This window comes from Nostoc sp. C96 (assembly GCF_059384975.1).
In genome coordinates, this window is record NZ_CM182020.1 from 6,179,415 (window position 1) to 6,198,505 (window position 19,091).

A 19,091-nucleotide genomic window follows, 5' to 3' on the forward strand; every position below is an offset into this window, starting at 1 on the left:
TTTCTCAAAAATGAGGCTAAATAAGTTTTGTGTCGAAGTTAATCAACTAATTCACAAAATCAAACAACACCAAATCATAGTATAGGTGCAGAAAGTAATTCTCTCCTACTTTTACGCGAGTTCGACGGATAGAAAAAACTCTTTCCAAACCTCTCCCCCACAGGGAGAGGTTTGGAAACCTAATTTTTTGTTGTAACCCCTGAATATTTCTGCCTCTCTCAGCATCGGAGAGACGCTAGGGAAAGATTTGTCAAACTCACACTAATTTTGATTTGACTATCTGCTGATTTAGCCCTTTTGTAGTTACGGTTTTTTCCGTCCCATTTTGCACTTGAAATCCTCATTGTAGGTTCTATTATGAATCCAACTATTAATTCTCTTCCCCAGGTTGGAACACTCAAAGGTGTGCAAATACTCGTTGTAGATAACGATATCGATAGTAGAATCCTACTTACTATTTTTCTCTCATATTTTGGTGCAAATGTGGTCACAGCTGGCTCTATCAAAGAGGCGGTAAACAGCCTGACTTGGTTCTTTCCCCATATCATCATTTGTGAAATAAGATTCTTAGGGGAAAATGTCTATGTTTTACTGAATAGATTGACGGAAATAGAATCCCTAAGTAAGAATCATATTCCAATTATTGTGACTTCCACCTGTGTCAATGGGAGTATTGAGCAAATTCCAGAGATAGAGTTTGAAGGATATTTACTCAAACCAATCGACTTGGATAAATTACTGGTGATGATAGATCATCTAGTACCACTTAGCAGAAATAATTTATTGGCTGATAAACTCAAGCACTCCTTTATTAAGGGTCTGGCTGTAGCAGATAGCTTATTAACAGGAATCAAGGAACATTATGAATAAAATCTATGGGTCGCATAACTTTGAAAATGTAAATTTGACCGACGATACAAAAGACTTAGATATTCTGCAAGAATTAACAATCCTGATAGTGGAAGATGATGAAAATATGCGGCTTTCTATTACCGATATATTTGAAATCTATGGAATGAAGGTAATGACGGCCTCTAATGCCTTAGAAGCATTAGAGTTAGTGAAAAATTTTAAACTAGACCTCTTAATTAGTGACATTAATATGCCAGGAGAAAATGGCTATTGGTTAATAGAGCAAATCAGAAAAATTACATCTCCCAAAAAAAGTGAAATTCCAGCGATCGCTTATACTGGCAATACTGAAGCTAATGCACAGAAAAAGGCGCTGGCTTCTGGGTTTCACACTTATATCCAAAAACCTTCACAGATACAGCATTTACTAACAGAAGCAACAAAACTGCTGAAATTTAGTCAAGAATTACCAGGAAATTAGGCGATCGCTACCTGAATACGTCCTGATCATGGACTTAGCATTTCCGCAAGATTTTTGTTATACTTGTTTACATGATAAATAATTTAAACTTACAATCCCCTGAGCTATTTGGTTCTGTTGTTTTCACACCTGACTTTAATAGCTTTAAGACTATCAATCCTTCACAAGCATGGTCTTTATTCTTCACAGGTGGTAGAGAAGATAACAAACTAGATTCTAAACCTCGAATCAGCCTGTTATTTACTATTATTGTGCTGGCTCTTGGTCTCTCTGGGTTTGCTAGAACATTGATTATCCAGGCTTTCTTTCCTGGTTAAGTCCTTGACTAATAGTTAATAATATCTTCGGTGAACCACCAAGAAGTTGGTGGTTCAAGCTTTTATAGTTTCAGCTATCAAGCAACAAATATTTTAAAGTCCTTTATCCTTGAGGATATGGGAACAAATATTTATCTAAAATTTGGCAATTTAACCTAATAAAAATCATGTTAGACTTCAACACTTTAACGGTATTTTCCAGTAATTACTGCATTAGTATTTGTGCCTTTCTCATTCCAGCCAACATAATTGCCACTGCGTTGACAATAGGTTTAAGATTCTTATCTCGTCCAGCTATTGAGATTGGGCAAATTGCTGCAATTGGAAGTATCTTTGCTTTATTAATGATACTCCATGTATTTGCTTGGTTTATGATTGGAGTTGTCATGGCTCCCACATACATTTTATTGGGACTAGGAAGCATCTGTCTGTTCGCAAATGTAGGAGCAATTCTTTTTGGCAGACGCTTGGTTCTTCCCACGTAATAAAAGCTAATACTAGCTTTTATCTATCACTTTAGCCTATATCGTTTTGATTAAGGTCAATTCCAGATGGCAAAATTGAAGAATAATTTTTCGTAACGAACCACAGATACACCCAGATAAACATAGATAATTTATTGGTGTTTATCTATTTTTATAAAAATGAATTGGGGCAAGATTTCTATAGCAGCAGGCTTAGTTTTAAGTCTTTCAGACTCTCGTGTACTAGCTTTTATAGATACCCAAAATTATTGGGGAGAAGCTTGTGTTCAACAATTAGGAGAACGGAAACTAATCACAGGTTATCCTGATGGTAGTTTTCGCCCTAATTCTACCGTAAGCAGGGCAGAAGCGGCTGTACTTATGCTTAACGCATTTCCTGATGCTTCAGTTAAACGCAGTGCAACTAATTTTAAAGATGTACCTGCTAATTATTGGGCAGCAAAAGCAATTTCTACAGCTTATCAAAAAGGATTTTTTTCTGGTTATCCGGGTGGAGTATTTCAACCTAATCAAGCAATTCCGAGGGCGCAAATTATCGGTGTTGTGGCGGGGGCAAAAAATTATAGTTCTCAACCTAACCCAGCACAGATATTACAACGGTATTTTACAGATGCTCAACAAATTCCTAATTACGCTCAGAATGCGATCGCATCTGCCACAATTAACAGTATTGTTGTTAATTATCCCAATGTTAAACAGCTAAAACCCCTGCAAAGTGTTACCAGAGGCGAAGTTGCAGCCTTGATGTGTCGGGCGTTAAATATCTACACTGTTCCCCCAGAATATATTGCAGGTGTCCAAGTATCTCCCCAAGAAGTGCGTTCTTTACCAGGACAACTCGATATTATTCCCACCTTTAACAGCAACAGTCCCGAATTAGTCACAACCGAAGGTATCTTACTTTCAACTTTCCCCCCCGATGGTAAACAAGTCAAGGAAGCGCATTTAAACTACTTATTCCAAGGCAGGTTTGATGTATTTGCCCATCATATCGTCAGGGCAGAAACACCAGCCCAAAACCGCACGGTGTATCAAGGGATAATTGTTCACAACCCAGGAAACGAACCAGCCACGTTGCAGGTACTACAAGCAGCTAGTTACCAAACCAGAGAAGCACCGTTTATTGATTTGCCGGATGTGGCGGATAATGCTCAAAGTACGGTTTACTCTGGCCCTGGTAGTAGAACCATGAATGATGTGTTGCGGGGTGTCAGACAAGCAAATTTTCCCGACAAGTTAGTCATAGAACCAGGGAAAACGCAAATACTCGCAAACTTACCCATTCCTGTACAAGCGCCTAGTTCTAATGGTCGAACAACAATGATGCGATTAGTGAGCGATCGCCCAGTTTATCTGGCAAACTTAGCAAAGAATAGTCAAGCTCCGCCTTCTGTCAGCGAGTGGCAAACACTTTTAGATACAGGTAGTCTAGCAGGGAAGCGTGACCCCATCCCCACACCTCTCGACCCTCCTAGAGAACCAACCGTTTTTAGTCGAGTTGCGGGTGTGTCTCAAGGTACACAATGGCAAGCAAAAGTTACAGATAATTCCAATGTGTCTCTTTTGACGATACCCGAACAAGGCAAAGCATTCTCTTATCCCATAGGAACAGTACATTTAATTACACTCAGCACCGGACAAATTCAAAGTGCGCCTATGCTGAAACGCTACAACGATACAGCCTACTTTGCTCACAGTAACTATGGTGTAGAATACAATCTCACTTTGCCACTACACAATCTCAGTAACCAAACTCAGACTGTAACTGTATCCATAGAAACACCATTAAAAGATGAGGGTGGTAGGGATAGACTGCTGTTTTTAAATCCCCAAGTTGAACAGATATTCTTTCGGGGTACGGTGAGATTACGTTACACCGATGATAATAAAGTAGAACAAACACGCTATGTTCATTTGGTACAGCGACGGGGACAACTAGGAAAAGCTTTGATAACTTTGCAGATGCCAGCGGGAACTAAACGGCAAATTCAAGTAGACTTTTTATATCCCCCTGATGCTACCCCGCCACAGGTTTTAACTGTGAGAACGCAGATGTGAGTTTTGCCACAATGCCCACCTTCATACTCGATCTAAATCACAACTAAAGTACGCTCCATTGCACCGCCAAAGCTTACTGCAACATCATAACCAATCCGAATAGTAAACAATCTAGCATTCGGATTTTTCTGTTTTAATTTTAACGCTGACTCTACACCCGTTGGATCGATGCCATATTCACCAGTTTCGGCATCAATCACAATCATTTTACCGATATTATCGCCATGCTCAACATTTTGACGAATACCGTTTTCGTAAAATTGTTTAGCTCGTAGGGCTACTTCTTCTACACTCCAAAAAATAGATTGCATCACAATTACACTACTTTAGCTATTGCAATTATTGTAGTATTTACAAGCAACCCCACCGGGCGATCGCCTCATACTCTACACTAATTAATATCCTGACTGCCAACCTGCACTGATTTCAAAGATATTGTCCATGCAGCTACTTAAAACAACTGACACAGATTTTTCCACCGCGTTCCAAGCACTCGTTAATAATCGCCGGGAAGCCACGGTTGATGTTAGTGGTACAGTACGCGGCATTCTGGCTGATGTAAAAGTGCGGGGTGATGCCGCAGTTAAGGAATATACTAGCCGTTTCGACCATTTCAGCCCAGAATCTTTGCATCTGAGTGCAGATTTTATCGCCACCCAAGCAGCTAAATGTCCCGGTGATGTGAGAGTCGCCCTGGAATTAGCCGCAGAACGCATTGGTAGCTTTCACCAAAAACAACTGCCCCAAGATATTGGCTACACCGACGCAACAGGGGTAAAACTCGGTTTAAATTGGGTTTCTCTCTCACAAGTTGGTATTTACGTCCCTGGTGGACGCGCCAGCTATCCTAGTTCGGTGTTGATGAATGCTTTACCAGCTAAAATTGCCGGGGTGGAACGCATTGTGATGACAGTACCTATGCCGCGGGGTGAAATTAACCCGGCTGTGTTAGCGGCGGCACAAGTGGCTGGCGTAACAGAAATATATAGTATTGGTGGGGCGCAAGCAGTAGCCGCCCTCGCCTACGGGACAAAAACTCTGACTCCTGTAGATAAAGTTGTTGGCCCTGGTAATGCTTATGTTGCAGAAGCCAAACGGCAGGTATTCGGAACTGTGGGTATTGACAGCATCGCTGGGCCTTCGGAAATTTTGGTGGTAGCCGACGATAAAAATAACCCAGAGTGGATAGCTTGGGATTTATTATCGCAAGCAGAACATGACCCCAGCGCTCAATCGATTTTAATTACTGATTCGGAAGTTTTCGCCCAGCAAGTTATTACCGCCGTTGAAAATGTTCTTACCAAGCTGTCTACTCAAGAAGTGGCGAGCGCTAGTTGGCAAAATCACGGTGCAGTTATTGTACTGAGTGATTTGGCAGAAAGTATACCATTGCTGAATCAATTGGCTCCTGAGCATGTCGAGTTGTGTGTAGATAACCCGCAGTTACTAGCTAGTCAAATTAAATGCGCCGGCAGTTTATTTTTAGGACGCTACACCCCAGAAGCTATTGGCGATTATTTGGGCGGCCCTAACCATGTCTTACCAACTTCCCGTTCGGCGCGGTTTGCTTCTGGTTTGAGTGTGTACGATTTCCTCAAACGCATTACTTATTTAGAATGCAATCAAGCCGCGTTGCAAGAAATTGGTAAAGCTGCGGTGACTTTAGCTGAGGCGGAAGGTTTACCAGCCCATGCTGGTAGTGTGGCTGTACGTTTGCAATCACCTGAATAGTGCTGAGTGCTGAGTGCTGAGTCACCGAAGTTTGCTCAACGCGGGGAACCCTCCGAACTTTGCTCAACGCGGGGAACCCGCGCACGCAAGTTCTCTCCGCACGCAACTTCTCGCTGAGTGTAATTAATTTTGCTTTTTACTCAATACTCTTGAAAACTTTGGTTATCCTACAAACAAAACACAAAAGTTGATATGGATGCAGAGAAAAGGACACCTGTTTCTTTTATCAAAAATCTGCTAGTTGCCCGTGGGCGATCGCTTTTACTCCTATTTCTTGGGGTATATTTACCATTGCAGATATTTCAAATTTTGGCTGCCCAAGTTTGGCAATATCAAACTGGCTTTCCTTGGGATGTACCAGTTTTATTGGCGGTTCACTCTACAGCTAATGCACCGTTAGATACTCTGGCGGTGGTGCTGACTAAGTTAGGCTCGTTTTGGACTGTGTTACCGATTTTAACTACAGTTGCCCTCATCTTAGTATGGCAAAAACGTTGGCGATCGCTAGTTTACCTGCTCATCACCGCCTTGGGAAGTGCCTTTATCAACCGCACAGCCAAGGAATTATGGCATCGTCTACGCCCAGATTTGTGGAAGTCTCTCGCGCCAGAGTTAGATTTTTCGTTTCCTAGCGGTCATGCCATGACAAGTACAACCTTGGCTATCATCTTGTTGATTTTAGCTTGGCAGAGTTCTTGGCGCTGGATGGTATGGATTGTTGGGAGTTTGTACGTATTAACTATTGCCTGGACACGCCTTTATTTGGGTGTTCATTTTCCTAGCGATATTCTCGCAGGTTGGATGGTGGCGATCGCTTGGGGAACTGGCGTGAGTATGATTATTAAACCCCATCTGGTGAAAACTGTACCCATCCCTGGTGTGCAGCCTGCGGCGGAAACTACTTTACTCCCAGAAGAACAAGAAAAGTTAGCCGCTAATGAGTGAATCTTTGTGGTAAGCGATCGCTCTTACTAAAAACTACTATCCTAGAATGTGCCAGTCACCATCAAAGATTTTGGGTAAATGTCACATACAAGACTTACACAATGAGACGAAAAATCAAGGTTTCAGACTGGGATGTAAGGGTATAAGGTGTAAGTCTGCAAAACCCTTACATCCCACTCACTACTCTCAACTCCCCCATTTACGCCTTTTTTGTCGGTGCAGTTGCAATATGGGCTTCGACAATTGTCTGCGACACTTTGGGAATAAACCAGTTGACATCACTGGCTGGGAGAATTGTAGCGCCAACTTGATTAAATTCAATTGCCCCAGTATCAGCATTTGTCTTGAGAACTAAGTTTGTTCCATTCGGAACCTTCAGCACAACATCACCCACAAATTCTTGTCCAGGACGGTCAGGATTTAACGCTACAGCATTTACATCTGCGGGTAGATAGATACCTTTGCAATTCCATCTATCTTGAGTTGTTGCGCCATCAGCTAAAAAATAAAGTGCTGCTCCTTTTGAATATTCATCATCATCTAAATTTGGTTCTGGCCCGTAGATAGCTATAGTTTTTCCTGTTTGATTGGTGCATTGTCCCCAGTCAATTCCTGACTCAAAAGCGTATTTTTGTAATTCTAATTCATTGATTTTTTGGTCAATTTGTTCTGGTGTGTAACCTTCTAATTGCTCTTGTGTGGCTTTGGCAGAACGAAATTGATCTAGCTCTTTAGTCAGATTTATATAATCAGGATTTTTGCTAACTTTTGGGCGATCAGCTAAAGCAGGTGGAGCGAATACTAAACTTACAAATAATATAACTGTCAGCAAAAAGTATTTAAATCTTTTCATATCTATGTACCCATTTTTACAAAATTGCAGCTTATGACTATCTCAACCATCTTGTCAATATTTTCATCAACTATCAAAGTTAAATTTTTGATGAGAAATACTGAATTTTGAATTTATTAGCTTGTTTTTCTGGCTAATTACTGCATATCAACTAGACAAATTTATCATTCTATTTTTGAGAATCTCATGTTTTGGTACTGTTTCCTAATTTATCTTTATATTTTCTTTAGATATGTCATAACCTCATAACTTCAGCCCCTAAATGGCACTTATTCCGATGATGTTTGTGGGTATTTTTCTGCACAATCAGCAAGAGAATTTCTGCGGCAATTAAAATACAAAATCTCTCATATACCCATGTAGATTCAGGGATTTGCTCAAATTAATAAATGATTAAATTTAATTTTTTTGTCTACTTGATTGTAGAAAATACATAGGGTAGTATTAAATCTATCTTGAGAAATAAAACTAACGATAGGCGCTGCCCATTGATAGATATATCGATATCTGTAAGTAAAACTTAGGGCTTGTTTCTTAGTATAATTCAACTAAAAACTCTCTCCTAATTTGTTATAAAAACTATCGTTTATGCGCCATTCGCCAAACTAAAACTTGCAAGATGAACAAGGAAATTTCTTCTCATCAGAGTCTTCATGGTTTAAAGCCAGAATGTCTTTCTTTTACGGAAGTTCTAGCGCAATCTTTTGCGGTAATTGCACCAACAACAATACCCGCATCTAATATTGGCTTAATCGTTGCACTTTCCGGAAGCGGCACCTGGCTCAGTTTTTTGATTGGCTTAATTGGACTATTATTTGTCAGTATTAATATCAATCAATTTGCTAGTCGAACAGCATCTCCAGGTTCACTTTATTCATACATCACCAAAGGTTTAGGCGCGACAGCCGGAGTAGTTTGTGGCTGGAGTTTAGTACTCGCTTATTTATTCACTGGGATGTCTGTTCTTTGCGGTTTTGCCAATTTTAGTGGTGTTTTAATTGGGCATTTGGGCATTCATCCTTCAAGTATTACATTACTGGCGATCGGTGCAGGAATTTCTTGGTATGCCGCTTATAAAGATATCCAACTTTCTGCTGTCGCTATGCTGTGGATGGAAGGTATATCAATTGTTTTAATTGCTGTGTTGTGCATAATTATCTGGGCGCACAAAGGTTTTGCGTTGGATATGTCCCAGTTAACTTTGACTGGTGCGACTCCAGGTAGCGTAGCTACAGGACTGGTTTTGGTGATGTTTGCGTTCTCTGGCTTTGAAAGTGCCACATCTTTGGGTGATGAAGCCAAAAATCCTCTGCGAAGCATCCCAAAATCGGTAATGGGTAGTGTGATTTTGGCTGGGTTGTTTTATATTTGTACAACTTATATAGAAGTGTTGGGATTCAACGGTGCTGGCGTATCTATTACCAACACAGAAGAACCTTTGGGTTTTTTATCCCGACAGGCGGGAGTAGGTTTCTTGGGTGAATTAGTAGGTTTGGGTGCTTTATTTAGTTTCTTTGCTTGCATTTTAGGCAGTATTAACCCGGCCTCTAGAGTCTTCTTTTTGATGGCGCGTCATGGTTTATTTCATTCATCTTTAGGTACGGCGCACTCAGCTAATAAAACACCTCATGTTGCAGTCACAATGTGTTCTTTGATGACATTCCTCGTACCTGCGGGGATGTCATTATTTAATATCAAATTATTCGAGTGTATGGGATACTTGGGGGCTATTTGTAGCTATGGGTTCTTGAGTGTCTATATCTTGATTTCTATTGCCGCACCTGTTTATCTATATAAAATCAACCAACTGCGCCGCCGAGATATCGTGTTTTCTATTCTTGGCGTTGGCTTCATGATGATTCCGGTTTTGGGTAGTGTTGGAATCCCTGGTAGCAGCCTCTTCCCAGTTCCTGAAGCACCTTATGATGCTTTTCCCTACTTATTTTTGATGTACATAGTCGCTACGAGTGGCTGGTTCATTGTCAAAAGAAGACGTTCTCCCCATTTAGTTGCAGGAATGCACCGAGGAATTGAAGAAATTCATGCCCGATTTAGCGATCGCAGCAAAATTCCTTAAGTTTTTGCATCTTTTAATTACAAAAATTCTGAATTGATTTAAATTGATATGAACGGGTTAGTTACCACAATTAGTACCGGGGCATTTGCCTTTAGCGCCACAAATATCGACGATTTAGTGATATTAACGCTATTTTTTTCCCAGATTAACGCCAGGTTTCGCCGTTGGCAAATCATTGCCGGACAGTATCTTGGTTTTACCGCACTGGTAATGGCCAGTCTGCCAGGTTTTTTTGGTGGCTTAATCCTACCACGTCCTTGGATTGGATTATTTGGCTTAGTTCCCATTGCTATTGGCATCAAGTGTTTGTTGAATCAAACAGAAGATGAATCAGCAGCCGTTGAACTCCAAACAGAAACATCACCAGACACTCTTTTAGCCAAATTATTCAATTTACAAACTTACAGTGTCGCTGCGGTGACGTTTGCTAATGGTACTGACAACATTAGTATTTATGTGCCTTTGTTCGCCAGCGCCAGTTGGGAAAGTTTGTTAGTAATTTTGGCTGTGTTTTTTACCTTGGTGGGATGTTTGTGTTACTTAGCTAATAAATTAACTAACCAAACTGCGATCGCTAACTTATTAACTCGTTATGGGAATAATTTTATGCCTTTTGTTCTCATGGGATTAGGCGCTTTTATCGTTATCGATAGTGGTAGCTTAACGTTATTAAATTTATCTTAAATAAAACCCAATCGGCAGGAGATTCATTCGCAAAATATCTCAAGATTTCCACATATCAACAGAGGTATGAGATTTGAACATATTAGAATTTTCTCTACTAGTTTGGCTTGGCTCATTTAGTGCTGGCTTTGTTGGCGCGTTGACGGGTTTAGGTGGCGGAGTTGTCATTGTTCCCCTATTAACTTCAGTCTTTGGCGTAGATATTCGCTACGCTGTTGGTGCTTCATTGGTGTCTGTGATTGCTACTTCTTTAGGTGCAGCCTCAACATATATCAAAAAAGGCTACACCAACTTGCGCTTAGGAATGTTTTTAGAAGTTGCAACCACAATTGGGGCAATTATTGGTGCGATGATTGCGGTGTTTGTCTCAGTAAAAATGCTAACAATTGTTTTGGCGATCGTCTTAATATATTCTGCATATCTTTCACAACGCCCAAGAATTGAAATTGATCAAAATCAACCCGCAGATCCCTTAGCAAATTATTTCCACCTCAATGGTACTTATCCCACTCCAGATGGCTTGATGTCTTACCAAGTACATTCAGTACCAGCAGGTTTTAGTGTGATGTTTGTTGCTGGAATATTGTCGGGATTACTGGGTATTGGTTCAGGCGCATTCAAGGTACTAGCAATGGATCAAGCCATGCGTATACCGTTTAAAGTTTCAACCACTACTAGCAATTTTATGATTGGTGTCACCGCTGCCGCATCAGCCGGCGTTTATTTAGCCAGGGGTTACATCGATCCGGGATTATCAATGCCGGTAATGTTAGGAGTATTACCTGGCGCTTTTTTAGGAGCAAAAGTACTCATAGGTGCTAAAACACAAATTTTGCGAATTATTTTCAGTCTTGTGCTGGTGGTAATGGCTTTTAAAATGGTCTACAACAGTCTAATAGGGGGGCTGTAAAATGTATAAGTATGAGGTTAATTCTAGTTTTCGTTGGCACTCATCAGCATCACCAGAAACTGAAGTGGCAGCAATTACCTTACCACCAGCAGAACCAGACTCTGATATTCAACAATTAGAAGAACAACACAATAGTAGTGAGATTAATGCCAGTCATATAGCCAGCAAAACCCCCAGTGAACAGCAATTAGAATATATACTCAGCAATCTTTTAAAGTATGGTGTCTTAATAGCTAGTTCTGTTGTTTTGTTAGGCGGCATTTTATATTTAATTAACCACGGTTCAGAACCTGCGACATATCAAATTTTTCACGGTGAACCATCAGAGTTTCGCTCACCAAATGGTGTAATCAATGCAGTTTTATCTGGTAGCCGTCGCGGAATTATTCAATTAGGATTATTACTATTAATCGCTACTCCAATTTTACGTGTAATTATTTCTTTGTTGGCTTTTACTATAAAGCGAGAATTAACTTATATAGTTGTCACTCTGTTGGTATTAGCTAGTTTAACTTATAGTTTGGTAGGAGCTTATTTTTAGTCCAATCAACTAATTTTGTAATAAATCTAAATTCCAATAAATGGAAAGATTGTGGTGCAGACTATATGCTTGCACCACAATTTCTAAAGAACTTATAGCAGAAGAAAACTATCATACTCTTACTCTCGAAATCTGCTTGATTTCTTTATGATTAAGAATTGAGCAGTTCGTTAATTTGGGGGATATTTTGCTGAATAGCCTTTGCCAAATAGTTTCTAATTAAGTCAATAGTTTCTACAGAAAAATTGCCGCCTAAAAAGACAAAAGCTAAACTAGCAACCCCAATAACTAAGGCTAATATTCTACCAAAACAGCCTGGGTTAATTTCAATAAATCCTAATTTAGATTGCCCTAAGACAGAAATCACTAGAAAAACAATACCTAGGGTTAAAAAAATATTTGATAAAGTAAAATTTGCCATTTTAATTTAGTCAATTACTACTTATCCAAATATCTTTATTATAGTCATTATTAATTTAGGTTGCTGTTATAAATACTGACAAAAGTTAGAATTTAATTGGCTGGATACCTCTACCTAAAGATGTGGATGGGGAAGCGATCGCCATACCTCCACCTTTCTCCGCACTTGCTCATATAGTAAGTGTGTATTAACTGCTGATTACCGAACTTACCCAGCAAAATTATAAAAATATTAAGATTTTGGTAGACTTTATGTCTAGTTTGCGTTTAAAATACACTAAGCCGACAGGAATAGTGTGTATTTATGGAAAGCGCCCAAAAAGCTAGTCAAGAGTTGAGTTTAGCAGTAAATACAGCCCCAGAGCGATCGCCACAGACTGTTCCTCACGAATCCCCAAACAATATTTTCAAAAAGCTCCGAGGTGGATTCTTGCTGGTTTTGGGATATTTATTATCCCCTTTATGTTGGTGGAATGACCTTTTGTTCAATTTACCCATTGCTTACTTTTTTGGGTACTTATGTAGTTTACTTTCCCCAAAATTGCTCATACCTTGTTCAATTTTAGGTTACTGGCTCTCTAATGTTGTGGGAATTTTGTTGATGCAATATGGTTCTAAGGATATCTTTCAAAAAGATTCTCAAGAACGTAATCTCAAAAAAGAACTGTTATCGGGTTTAGTTTCTTCAACAATTTATACTATCGTCATTATTTTATTGATTCAGTTGAAGATTCTGGAAGCTCCTGTATTATTCGCCAAGAGTTAATAGTTGGTTATAGTGCAGAACTCAGGAGTCAGATTCTAAATGATAACTCCTGAGTTCTTATTTATAAGCTTTAATTAATTCACTAAAATCCCAGATTTTAGGATTTTCTTTACCAATGACTAAGGGTAACTTACCATTCCATCTTTCAATGGCTTGTTTTTGGAGTAACTCTGTTGTTAAACCATCACGTAGTAATCTATAAGTTTCAGCCTCGCCTTTGGCTAAATTAACTTTCGCCTCAGCTTCTTTTACTGCTTTCAAAGCCAGAAATTCGGCTCTTTTTGCTTCTTGTTCCGCAATTTGCTTTGCTTCTACCGCCTCACCAAAGCGCTCAGAAAAATGAACATGAACTAAAGAAATATCATCCACAGCAATATGATAACTACGTAAACGCGTAGTTAACGCTGTGTCTAGCCCTATTTTGACTGCTCCTCTTTTAGTAATAATTTCTTCCGCCGTATATTGAGAAACAATAGATTTGATGACTTCTTCAACTGATGGGTTAATGATTCGAGTGATTACATTTTCTTTATTACCAATCTGTTGAAAAATAATATTAACTTCTTCTGGAATGAGATGCCAATTTAGTGCCACATCAGTGAAAACATCTTGTAAATCTTTAGCCGCAGCTTCAGTAGATATTTCCTGTTTCTGCACACGGATACTTAACTTTTCTACTGTATTGACTATCGGGATAATTAAATGAAGTCCTTCGCCTAATATTTGCTCTTGCACTTCGCCAAACTTCATTAATACGCCACGTTCCCCTGCGTTAACTATCACGCAAGGGGTGAGAAAAATAGTAATTAAACATAAAAGTGCTGTCAATTTACCAGCATTATTAAAAGATTTATTGTTTTTCATTGTCGTGTGTCAAATTCACTAGTACTAAAAGGCTGAAATAAAGAAATCCGTATAGTCAGCTTTTCAGCAATTTATAATAGGTGCTTGATTTAGGCTATGTTGTACTAGCTTAAAAAATATTACAGGATATCTGCGATCGCCAACAGCAATCCCAATAAATACGGCATATTTTCAATCAGGGAAAGGTAGAGAGGCTATTTTTCTCCTGAATTCTGACTTTGTTCGGCTGAGGCTCACGGCGAAGCCTGAATTCTGGGGTATGTGTTTCAGTCCACATCAGCTATCATGCAATCTGTCTACCCTATTAGTAAACTAGTAGAGTTATTTGGTTATGGGGATGGAAAAATGAAAATTTGGCTGGCTTGCTTTGTGCTACTATTCGCCTTGGCAGAACTTTTTGACTGGTTACAAGAATTTTCTCTACCATTGCCAATTTATATTTTAGGGGGAGCGTTTTTAGCAGTTGCTTCTAATTATGACAAAATTGTAGGTTCTTACTTCAGTGACACGTCAATTGCTGCATCACTAGAAACACCACAGCTAGATGCGTCCACTCAACCCCTCGCCTCAATTTCTGCGGTTGAGGATATACAGAAATCGGAACAACAAATTTAGTCAGTTTCGATCAGAACTGTCACCGCAGCGATCGCAATTAACATTTCATCGTTTTTATCATTGAGCGAGGAAATCGCCCTTCCTTCAACCACCATTCCCCCAAACTCAACAGTGATAGTTTTGCGTCCAAAAGGTAGTACCGCAAGAACCTCATCTGTTCTCACTTGTTCGGGATAAGGTACTGCTACTTGAACTTCTACAATCATCTCATTGGGGTCATTCAAACCAGCCACTTCCCAAACTCCCGGTAAAGCATTATGTGCGATCGCATTTCGGACTGCTCTCGCAGCTGCTACAGTTGGTTCTTGTCCATGCTGATCTACACCCATCCCCATCTCAATTACTAAGCGTTTACGTACCATAGCCACCTCTTCAATATCTAGCGTATTCTGACAAATCCAGCTTTATGAATCAACTCTTGTCCTTGATTTGTTAACAGTAAATTGGCATAAGCTTCACCTGCTTGTTGTTCAAATTGCCCGTTTTCTTTCACAACTACAACTAATCTCCGAATTAAAGGATATTCACCACTACGGAAAGCATCTGTATTGACTTGATTACGTTTTTTCGGACATTCTGAAGCTGGTACCAAAGGCAGTTTGTATGGCGTAACAAGTTTATTGGGAGTGCGACCTATAGGTAATGTTTTGACTCCGCAGTGTGGAACCAACAATGATGCTGATGACCAGTAAACTCCGCCTGGGTTAGCCGCCACTAATCTTACCGCCTCAGTTGTCGTATCCGTTAACTTAGAATATTCACCATCATCTCGACCCTTTTTTCCATAGGGCTGAATTTTTAAATTTTTCCCACCAACTTCTTGCCAATTAGTAATTTTCCCAGCAAAAATTTTGTCATATTGATCAACAGTTAGTCCAGCTATATTTAAACTGGGATGAACAATAATTGCTAATCCATCAATTGCTACAGGAATTTCTTTTAACTTAATCCCTTTTTTTTGAGCTTCTTCATACTCATCATTAGTAATGGGTCGAGAAGTATTAGCAAAATCCAATTGACTTTTCAGCAACATTGATATGCCTGTTGTCGAGCTTGGGGCTTGCCTTTCTGCGTCAGTATAGCGCAACTGAAATTGTGGCCAGACAGATTGAATCATTGGGTCTATGTCTCTGCGTATAGAAGCCCAGACTGTACTTCCTCCATAACTAATTAAGCCACTAGGAACGTTTTTGACTTCAGCAAAAGTCTGAATATTATTAGAAGTATTTTGGTTATTTTTTGTTTGCTTGAAGAGTAACGCCGAGTGACCATTAAACCACCAAGCACCAACTCCCAGTAGCCCAGATGTAATTAACAAAGCCAAAACAAGAAGGGCAGTTTCATTTTTTTGAGACATAAATTTATGATTTATGAACCACTTCTGGTGCCTATTTTCTCAGTTCTTTTAGCAAAATTAGACTAAAAAGATAAAACTTTAAATCATTACTGCTCTTAGATGTTTTTTCCAACAATTATCTACCAATTTGGTTTGTCCAGACGTATTAATATTACATCTGGACATCTGCGGAAATGATGATTGTTATTTCTCCCTTGCACTAAGGACAAAACAAAGTATCACGGGTGTCTCTTCCTGTAGTGGGATTAGTACCTTTCGCCAACTTACATAACTTTTTTTGTTCATCTGGGCGTAGCAGAACATCAGTAAAATCTGCTCCGTCAATAATTGCACCATCAAATTTGGTATTAGCTGCAAACGCACCTTCTAAAACTGCATTAGTCAAATCTGCTTTAATCAGACGGGCTGAGTCTAAAGTAGCATTTGACAAATCAGTTCCCTGTAGATTTGCCGACTCCAAATTAGCAGCAAAGAAACTCACGCCACGCAAGTTACTATTGCTAAAGTTACTTTGACGGAGATTAGCTTTGGTAAAGCTAGAATCTGTTAAATCACGTCCAGAAAAATCAGCATCGACTAATATTTCTTTGTTGTATTCGAGTGCTAAAGCTGTTGGCGTATAAGTAAAATTAGCTGTGATGCTAAAGACTGCCCACAGCAATACACTGAGTATGCTTGCCCAAATGCGATCGCTTAACCTAGAATTCATCGTACTTTTAACCAATGGCGAATCATCCTCCATCCCATTATCTCGATATTGGTCAACTAGGTGAAGATTTAGTTACACAATGGTTACAGTCTAACGGTTGGTTGATTCTACATCGGCGCTTTTCTTGCCGTTGGGGAGAGATTGATATTATTGCTCAATATCAAGGGGAACAAGGGAAAGAATATCTTACTCAGCACTCTACACTCGCTTTTGTCGAGGTAAAAACACGCAGTCCAGGTAATTGGGATGCAGGCGGAAGAAACGCTATCACGCTGCAAAAACAGGCAAAACTATGGCGTACAGCCGAAATATTTTTAGCTCAATATCCCGACAAAGCTGATTATCCTTGTCGGTTTGATGTAGCTATTGTGAGTTATCAGCCAATATCTCAATTACAAACTCAGATCAAATCAGTTCAAGATGCTTTATTTAGTTCATCAGTTGCGGGATACAAATTTCATCTGCAAGAATATATCCCGGCAGCTTTTGATGCTTGAATAGATTAAAGTGAGGGCGAATAATAATTGACAACAACTTAAATATTTTTGTCAGCAATTACAAATTCTTTGCAGTCGCCCTCACCATCAATAGTTTCACGCTAAAGTTTCAGGACAGTAACCTAATCCACGAACAAACTGTTGGCGAAATGCTTCAATTTCTTCTCTTTCTGGGCTACCATGAGAAACTATCGCTACTTGATAGCGACGCATTACGTCTACAGGACACTGACCAGCTTCCAAACTCCAAAGTGCCATTTGCACACGCATCGGTGGCTCGTAGCAAATTCCTAATTCATTTAGGAAAGCCCGAAAGTCTCCATCCTGTTGCGCTGAGACTTGACCTTTAAGTTTGATCCTAACCACCCAGCCATCAATTTGATGAATCACGGTAACGAACGAGACTGGTAACTGGGGCGTTGCGTGCAGATGTTGAACGACCCGCAATGTTAGACTGGCATTTGCCAGATAATACAAATATTCCATGTTGGTGCTTGGGATCAAAGCCAATCCTACACTTCTATCATCCTCAATAGATCACTTTCCCGGTAGGGTAGAAGCCCCCGTCTTTCGATGGGGAGTTTTACCCATATTTATGACTCATCATTAGGTATTACTTAATGATGCCCCTAGGAAAACCCTATGAATGAAGTTGTGTTTTCCCTAGAAAATATCAAATAAACCCGTAAAATTTAACATAACCTTCAATGGAGCCAGCAATAACTCAAGGAAATTTTAATAAAGTGACTGCCACAGGAGTAGAAGAAGTAAACTTAGATTGTTCATTAATTGGGTATGATTACGTACTCCCTCCAGAACTGATTGCCCAAAATCCGGCAGTTCCCAGAGATAGTTCTCGGTTATTAGTCGTCAATTCTGCCACCACAGGTAGGGATTCGGCACCACTACACCACATTTTCCGAGATTTACCTGAACTGCTGCGTCCTGGTGATTTGTTGGTGATGAATAATACCAAAGTTATCCCCGCCAGACTTTATGGAAATAAATCTACTGGAGCCGAAGTTGAGGTATTGCTGTTAGAAGAACGACAGCATAACTGTTGGTTAGCCTTGGTTAAGCCAGGAAAGCGTTTTAAATCAGGTTCCCAAATTATCTTTTCTGGTAAAGGACTAGAAAATGATTCCTCTACTCCCCAACTTACAGCTACAGTTTTAGAAACTGATGCGGCGACTGGCGGGCGGTTATTGCAATTTGATGTACCACCAGGAAAATCTTTGGTAGAACTGTTAGATAAATTTGGTGAGATTCCTTTACCGCCCTACATCACCACTACAGCAGCGGCTGATGAACAATATCAAACAGTCTATGCTGAACAACCAGGTGCGATCGCAGCGCCAACGGCTGGGTTACACTTTACTCCAGAATTACTAGAAAAATTGCGCGATCGCAATATCCATCAAGCATTTGTCACACTCCATGTTGGTGTAGGTACATTTCGCCCTGTGGAAGTGGAAGATGTCACCACCCACGAAATGCACGAAGAATGGATTGAAGTTCCTACGGCTACAGTAGAACAAATCCGTGCGACTAAAGCCGCTGGCGGTCGAATTATTGCTGTCGGCACAACAGTGGTACGTTCTTTAGAAGGTGCAGCGCAATCGGGAGAATTACAACCATTTTGCGGCAAAACTAACTTATTTATTTATCCTGGCTATCAATGGCGGGTAGTAGATGGGTTAATTACTAATTTTCACCTGCCGCGTTCAAGTTTGCTAATGCTGGTAAGTGCTTTAATTGGTAGACCAAGATTATTGAAAATATACCAAGAAGCGATCGCCTCTCGATATCGTTTTTACTCCTTTGGTGATGCCATGCTGATTTTGCCAGAAGGGAGAGAAAAGTTTAAAGTTTGAAATTTTCAGCTTTTATCATTTAGCCGCTAACCTCTTACCCCTTTAATTTTCTCTG

23 protein-coding genes are annotated in these 19,091 nt (G+C 39.9%); 15 read left to right on the forward strand and 8 right to left on the reverse strand.

Annotation, left to right across the window (positions count from 1 at the left end):
• Nucleotides 1-357 precede the first annotated feature (357 nt).
• From AC504W_RS26285 to AC504W_RS26305, 5 genes are all read left to right on the forward strand, one after another.
• A complete protein-coding gene (locus AC504W_RS26285) occupies nucleotides 358-870 on the forward strand; it encodes a response regulator (protein WP_494875156.1) in 513 nt (170 codons plus the stop codon).
• Complete coding sequence (locus AC504W_RS26290) at nucleotides 863-1,333, forward strand: response regulator (protein ID WP_494875157.1); 471 nt, start codon at nucleotides 863-865, stop codon at nucleotides 1,331-1,333. Before AC504W_RS26285 ends, AC504W_RS26290 begins: the two co-directional genes overlap by 8 nt.
• A 71-nt stretch (nucleotides 1,334-1,404) precedes the next feature.
• Entirely contained in the window at nucleotides 1,405-1,650 is a 246-nt protein-coding gene (locus AC504W_RS26295) for a hypothetical protein (RefSeq protein WP_494875158.1), read from the forward strand.
• 167 nt (nucleotides 1,651-1,817) lie between these two features.
• Complete coding sequence (locus AC504W_RS26300) at nucleotides 1,818-2,135, forward strand: hypothetical protein (RefSeq protein ID WP_494875159.1); 318 nt, start codon at nucleotides 1,818-1,820, stop codon at nucleotides 2,133-2,135.
• A gap of 159 nt (nucleotides 2,136-2,294) precedes the next feature.
• Nucleotides 2,295-4,193: a DUF3370 family protein gene (locus AC504W_RS26305; protein WP_494875160.1), complete on the forward strand. Its 1,899-nt coding sequence runs from the start codon at nucleotides 2,295-2,297 to the stop codon at nucleotides 4,191-4,193.
• 32 nt (nucleotides 4,194-4,225) lie between these two features.
• On the opposite strand, the gene AC504W_RS26310 is transcribed toward AC504W_RS26305, so the two are convergent.
• The gene (locus AC504W_RS26310; RefSeq protein WP_494878775.1) at nucleotides 4,226-4,504 is read right to left on the reverse strand and encodes a hypothetical protein; all 279 of its coding nucleotides are present in this window, start codon (nucleotides 4,502-4,504) and stop codon (nucleotides 4,226-4,228) included.
• Between the two features lie 130 nt (nucleotides 4,505-4,634).
• Between AC504W_RS26310 and hisD the strand changes: the two genes are divergently transcribed.
• The gene (hisD, locus tag AC504W_RS26315) at nucleotides 4,635-5,924 is read left to right on the forward strand and encodes a histidinol dehydrogenase (RefSeq protein ID WP_494875161.1); all 1,290 of its coding nucleotides are present in this window, start codon (nucleotides 4,635-4,637) and stop codon (nucleotides 5,922-5,924) included.
• A 192-nt stretch (nucleotides 5,925-6,116) separates the two neighbouring features.
• On the forward strand, nucleotides 6,117-6,869 hold the full coding sequence (locus AC504W_RS26320) for a phosphatase PAP2 family protein (protein ID WP_494875162.1): 753 nt from the start codon (nucleotides 6,117-6,119) through the stop codon (nucleotides 6,867-6,869).
• Between the two features lie 199 nt (nucleotides 6,870-7,068).
• Here AC504W_RS26320 and AC504W_RS26325 read toward each other — a convergent pair whose 3' ends face one another.
• Nucleotides 7,069-7,722 (reverse strand): hypothetical protein, encoded by a 654-nt coding sequence (locus AC504W_RS26325; RefSeq protein ID WP_494875163.1) that lies wholly within the window; start codon nucleotides 7,720-7,722, stop codon nucleotides 7,069-7,071.
• Nucleotides 7,723-8,341: 619 nt separating this feature from the next.
• On the opposite strand from AC504W_RS26325, the gene AC504W_RS26330 reads away from it, so the two are divergent.
• The 4 genes from AC504W_RS26330 to AC504W_RS26345 all read left to right on the forward strand — a co-directional run bounded on the left by AC504W_RS26330 (nucleotide 8,342) and on the right by AC504W_RS26345 (nucleotide 11,934).
• Entirely contained in the window at nucleotides 8,342-9,799 is a 1,458-nt protein-coding gene (locus AC504W_RS26330; protein ID WP_494875164.1) for an APC family permease, read from the forward strand.
• A 48-nt stretch (nucleotides 9,800-9,847) separates the two neighbouring features.
• Entirely contained in the window at nucleotides 9,848-10,483 is a 636-nt protein-coding gene (locus AC504W_RS26335) for a cadmium resistance transporter (protein WP_494875165.1), read from the forward strand.
• A 73-nt stretch (nucleotides 10,484-10,556) separates the two neighbouring features.
• A complete protein-coding gene (locus tag AC504W_RS26340; protein ID WP_062296536.1) occupies nucleotides 10,557-11,393 on the forward strand; it encodes a sulfite exporter TauE/SafE family protein in 837 nt (278 codons plus the stop codon).
• Nucleotide 11,394: 1 nt separating this feature from the next.
• The gene (locus AC504W_RS26345) at nucleotides 11,395-11,934 is read left to right on the forward strand and encodes a DUF1634 domain-containing protein (RefSeq protein WP_494875166.1); all 540 of its coding nucleotides are present in this window, start codon (nucleotides 11,395-11,397) and stop codon (nucleotides 11,932-11,934) included.
• Nucleotides 11,935-12,085: 151 nt separating this feature from the next.
• On the opposite strand, the gene AC504W_RS26350 is transcribed toward AC504W_RS26345, so the two are convergent.
• Nucleotides 12,086-12,355, reverse strand: coding sequence for a hypothetical protein (locus tag AC504W_RS26350; protein ID WP_494875167.1), 270 nt, complete (start codon nucleotides 12,353-12,355; stop codon nucleotides 12,086-12,088).
• 303 nt (nucleotides 12,356-12,658) lie between these two features.
• Here AC504W_RS26350 and AC504W_RS26355 point away from each other — a divergent pair, with 303 nt between their 5' ends.
• Nucleotides 12,659-13,120 carry a DUF7980 family protein gene (locus tag AC504W_RS26355; protein WP_494875168.1) on the forward strand — a complete coding sequence of 154 codons (462 nt, stop codon included), beginning with the start codon at nucleotides 12,659-12,661 and terminating at the stop codon, nucleotides 13,118-13,120.
• 57 nt (nucleotides 13,121-13,177) lie between these two features.
• On the opposite strand, the gene AC504W_RS26360 is transcribed toward AC504W_RS26355, so the two are convergent.
• On the reverse strand, nucleotides 13,178-13,984 hold the full coding sequence (locus AC504W_RS26360) for a prohibitin family protein (protein ID WP_494875169.1): 807 nt from the start codon (nucleotides 13,982-13,984) through the stop codon (nucleotides 13,178-13,180).
• A 345-nt stretch (nucleotides 13,985-14,329) separates the two neighbouring features.
• Between AC504W_RS26360 and AC504W_RS26365 the strand changes: the two genes are divergently transcribed.
• The gene (locus AC504W_RS26365; RefSeq protein WP_494878777.1) at nucleotides 14,330-14,599 is read left to right on the forward strand and encodes a hypothetical protein; all 270 of its coding nucleotides are present in this window, start codon (nucleotides 14,330-14,332) and stop codon (nucleotides 14,597-14,599) included.
• Here AC504W_RS26365 and AC504W_RS26370 read toward each other — a convergent pair.
• From AC504W_RS26370 to AC504W_RS26380, 3 genes are all read right to left on the reverse strand, one after another.
• A complete protein-coding gene (locus AC504W_RS26370; RefSeq protein ID WP_494875170.1) occupies nucleotides 14,596-14,961 on the reverse strand; it encodes a Lin0512 family protein in 366 nt (121 codons plus the stop codon). The genes AC504W_RS26365 and AC504W_RS26370 overlap by 4 nt on opposite strands.
• 17 nt (nucleotides 14,962-14,978) lie before the next feature.
• Nucleotides 14,979-15,956, reverse strand: coding sequence for a PstS family phosphate ABC transporter substrate-binding protein (locus tag AC504W_RS26375; protein WP_494875171.1), 978 nt, complete (start codon nucleotides 15,954-15,956; stop codon nucleotides 14,979-14,981).
• A gap of 199 nt (nucleotides 15,957-16,155) precedes the next feature.
• A complete protein-coding gene (locus AC504W_RS26380; protein ID WP_494875172.1) occupies nucleotides 16,156-16,665 on the reverse strand; it encodes a pentapeptide repeat-containing protein in 510 nt (169 codons plus the stop codon).
• 14 nt (nucleotides 16,666-16,679) lie between these two features.
• Between AC504W_RS26380 and AC504W_RS26385 the strand changes: the two genes are divergently transcribed.
• Complete coding sequence (locus AC504W_RS26385; protein ID WP_494875173.1) at nucleotides 16,680-17,162, forward strand: YraN family protein; 483 nt, start codon at nucleotides 16,680-16,682, stop codon at nucleotides 17,160-17,162.
• Nucleotides 17,163-17,258: 96 nt separating this feature from the next.
• Here AC504W_RS26385 and AC504W_RS26390 read toward each other — a convergent pair whose 3' ends face one another.
• Nucleotides 17,259-17,648: a hypothetical protein gene (locus AC504W_RS26390; protein ID WP_096581419.1), complete on the reverse strand. Its 390-nt coding sequence runs from the start codon at nucleotides 17,646-17,648 to the stop codon at nucleotides 17,259-17,261.
• A 221-nt stretch (nucleotides 17,649-17,869) separates the two neighbouring features.
• On the opposite strand from AC504W_RS26390, the gene queA reads away from it, so the two are divergent.
• A complete protein-coding gene (gene queA / locus AC504W_RS26395) occupies nucleotides 17,870-19,036 on the forward strand; it encodes a tRNA preQ1(34) S-adenosylmethionine ribosyltransferase-isomerase QueA (protein WP_494875174.1) in 1,167 nt (388 codons plus the stop codon).
• Nucleotides 19,037-19,091 lie beyond the last annotated feature (55 nt).

Coding starts and splice junctions, on each gene's coding strand:
- AC504W_RS26365 (WP_494878777.1), top strand. CDS start 14,330: ATGAAAATTTGGCTGGCTTGCTTTGTGCTACTATTCGCCTTGGCAGAA.
- AC504W_RS26330 (WP_494875164.1), top strand. CDS start 8,342: ATGAACAAGGAAATTTCTTCTCATCAGAGTCTTCATGGTTTAAAGCCA.
- AC504W_RS26320 (WP_494875162.1), top strand. CDS start 6,117: ATGGATGCAGAGAAAAGGACACCTGTTTCTTTTATCAAAAATCTGCTA.
- AC504W_RS26290 (WP_494875157.1), top strand. CDS start 863: ATGAATAAAATCTATGGGTCGCATAACTTTGAAAATGTAAATTTGACC.
- AC504W_RS26335 (WP_494875165.1), top strand. CDS start 9,848: ATGAACGGGTTAGTTACCACAATTAGTACCGGGGCATTTGCCTTTAGC.
- AC504W_RS26310 (WP_494878775.1), bottom strand. CDS start 4,504: ATGCAATCTATTTTTTGGAGTGTAGAAGAAGTAGCCCTACGAGCTAAA.
- AC504W_RS26350 (WP_494875167.1), bottom strand. CDS start 12,355: ATGGCAAATTTTACTTTATCAAATATTTTTTTAACCCTAGGTATTGTT.
- AC504W_RS26355 (WP_494875168.1), top strand. CDS start 12,659: ATGGAAAGCGCCCAAAAAGCTAGTCAAGAGTTGAGTTTAGCAGTAAAT.
- queA (WP_494875174.1), top strand. CDS start 17,870: ATGGAGCCAGCAATAACTCAAGGAAATTTTAATAAAGTGACTGCCACA.
- AC504W_RS26305 (WP_494875160.1), top strand. CDS start 2,295: ATGAATTGGGGCAAGATTTCTATAGCAGCAGGCTTAGTTTTAAGTCTT.
- AC504W_RS26300 (WP_494875159.1), top strand. CDS start 1,818: ATGTTAGACTTCAACACTTTAACGGTATTTTCCAGTAATTACTGCATT.
- AC504W_RS26285 (WP_494875156.1), top strand. CDS start 358: ATGAATCCAACTATTAATTCTCTTCCCCAGGTTGGAACACTCAAAGGT.
- AC504W_RS26295 (WP_494875158.1), top strand. CDS start 1,405: ATGATAAATAATTTAAACTTACAATCCCCTGAGCTATTTGGTTCTGTT.
- AC504W_RS26345 (WP_494875166.1), top strand. CDS start 11,395: ATGTATAAGTATGAGGTTAATTCTAGTTTTCGTTGGCACTCATCAGCA.
- AC504W_RS26360 (WP_494875169.1), bottom strand. CDS start 13,984: ATGAAAAACAATAAATCTTTTAATAATGCTGGTAAATTGACAGCACTT.
- AC504W_RS26390 (WP_096581419.1), bottom strand. CDS start 17,648: ATGGAATATTTGTATTATCTGGCAAATGCCAGTCTAACATTGCGGGTC.
- AC504W_RS26375 (WP_494875171.1), bottom strand. CDS start 15,956: ATGTCTCAAAAAAATGAAACTGCCCTTCTTGTTTTGGCTTTGTTAATT.
- AC504W_RS26325 (WP_494875163.1), bottom strand. CDS start 7,722: ATGAAAAGATTTAAATACTTTTTGCTGACAGTTATATTATTTGTAAGT.
- AC504W_RS26370 (WP_494875170.1), bottom strand. CDS start 14,961: ATGGTACGTAAACGCTTAGTAATTGAGATGGGGATGGGTGTAGATCAG.
- hisD (WP_494875161.1), top strand. CDS start 4,635: ATGCAGCTACTTAAAACAACTGACACAGATTTTTCCACCGCGTTCCAA.
- AC504W_RS26380 (WP_494875172.1), bottom strand. CDS start 16,665: ATGAATTCTAGGTTAAGCGATCGCATTTGGGCAAGCATACTCAGTGTA.
- AC504W_RS26385 (WP_494875173.1), top strand. CDS start 16,680: ATGGCGAATCATCCTCCATCCCATTATCTCGATATTGGTCAACTAGGT.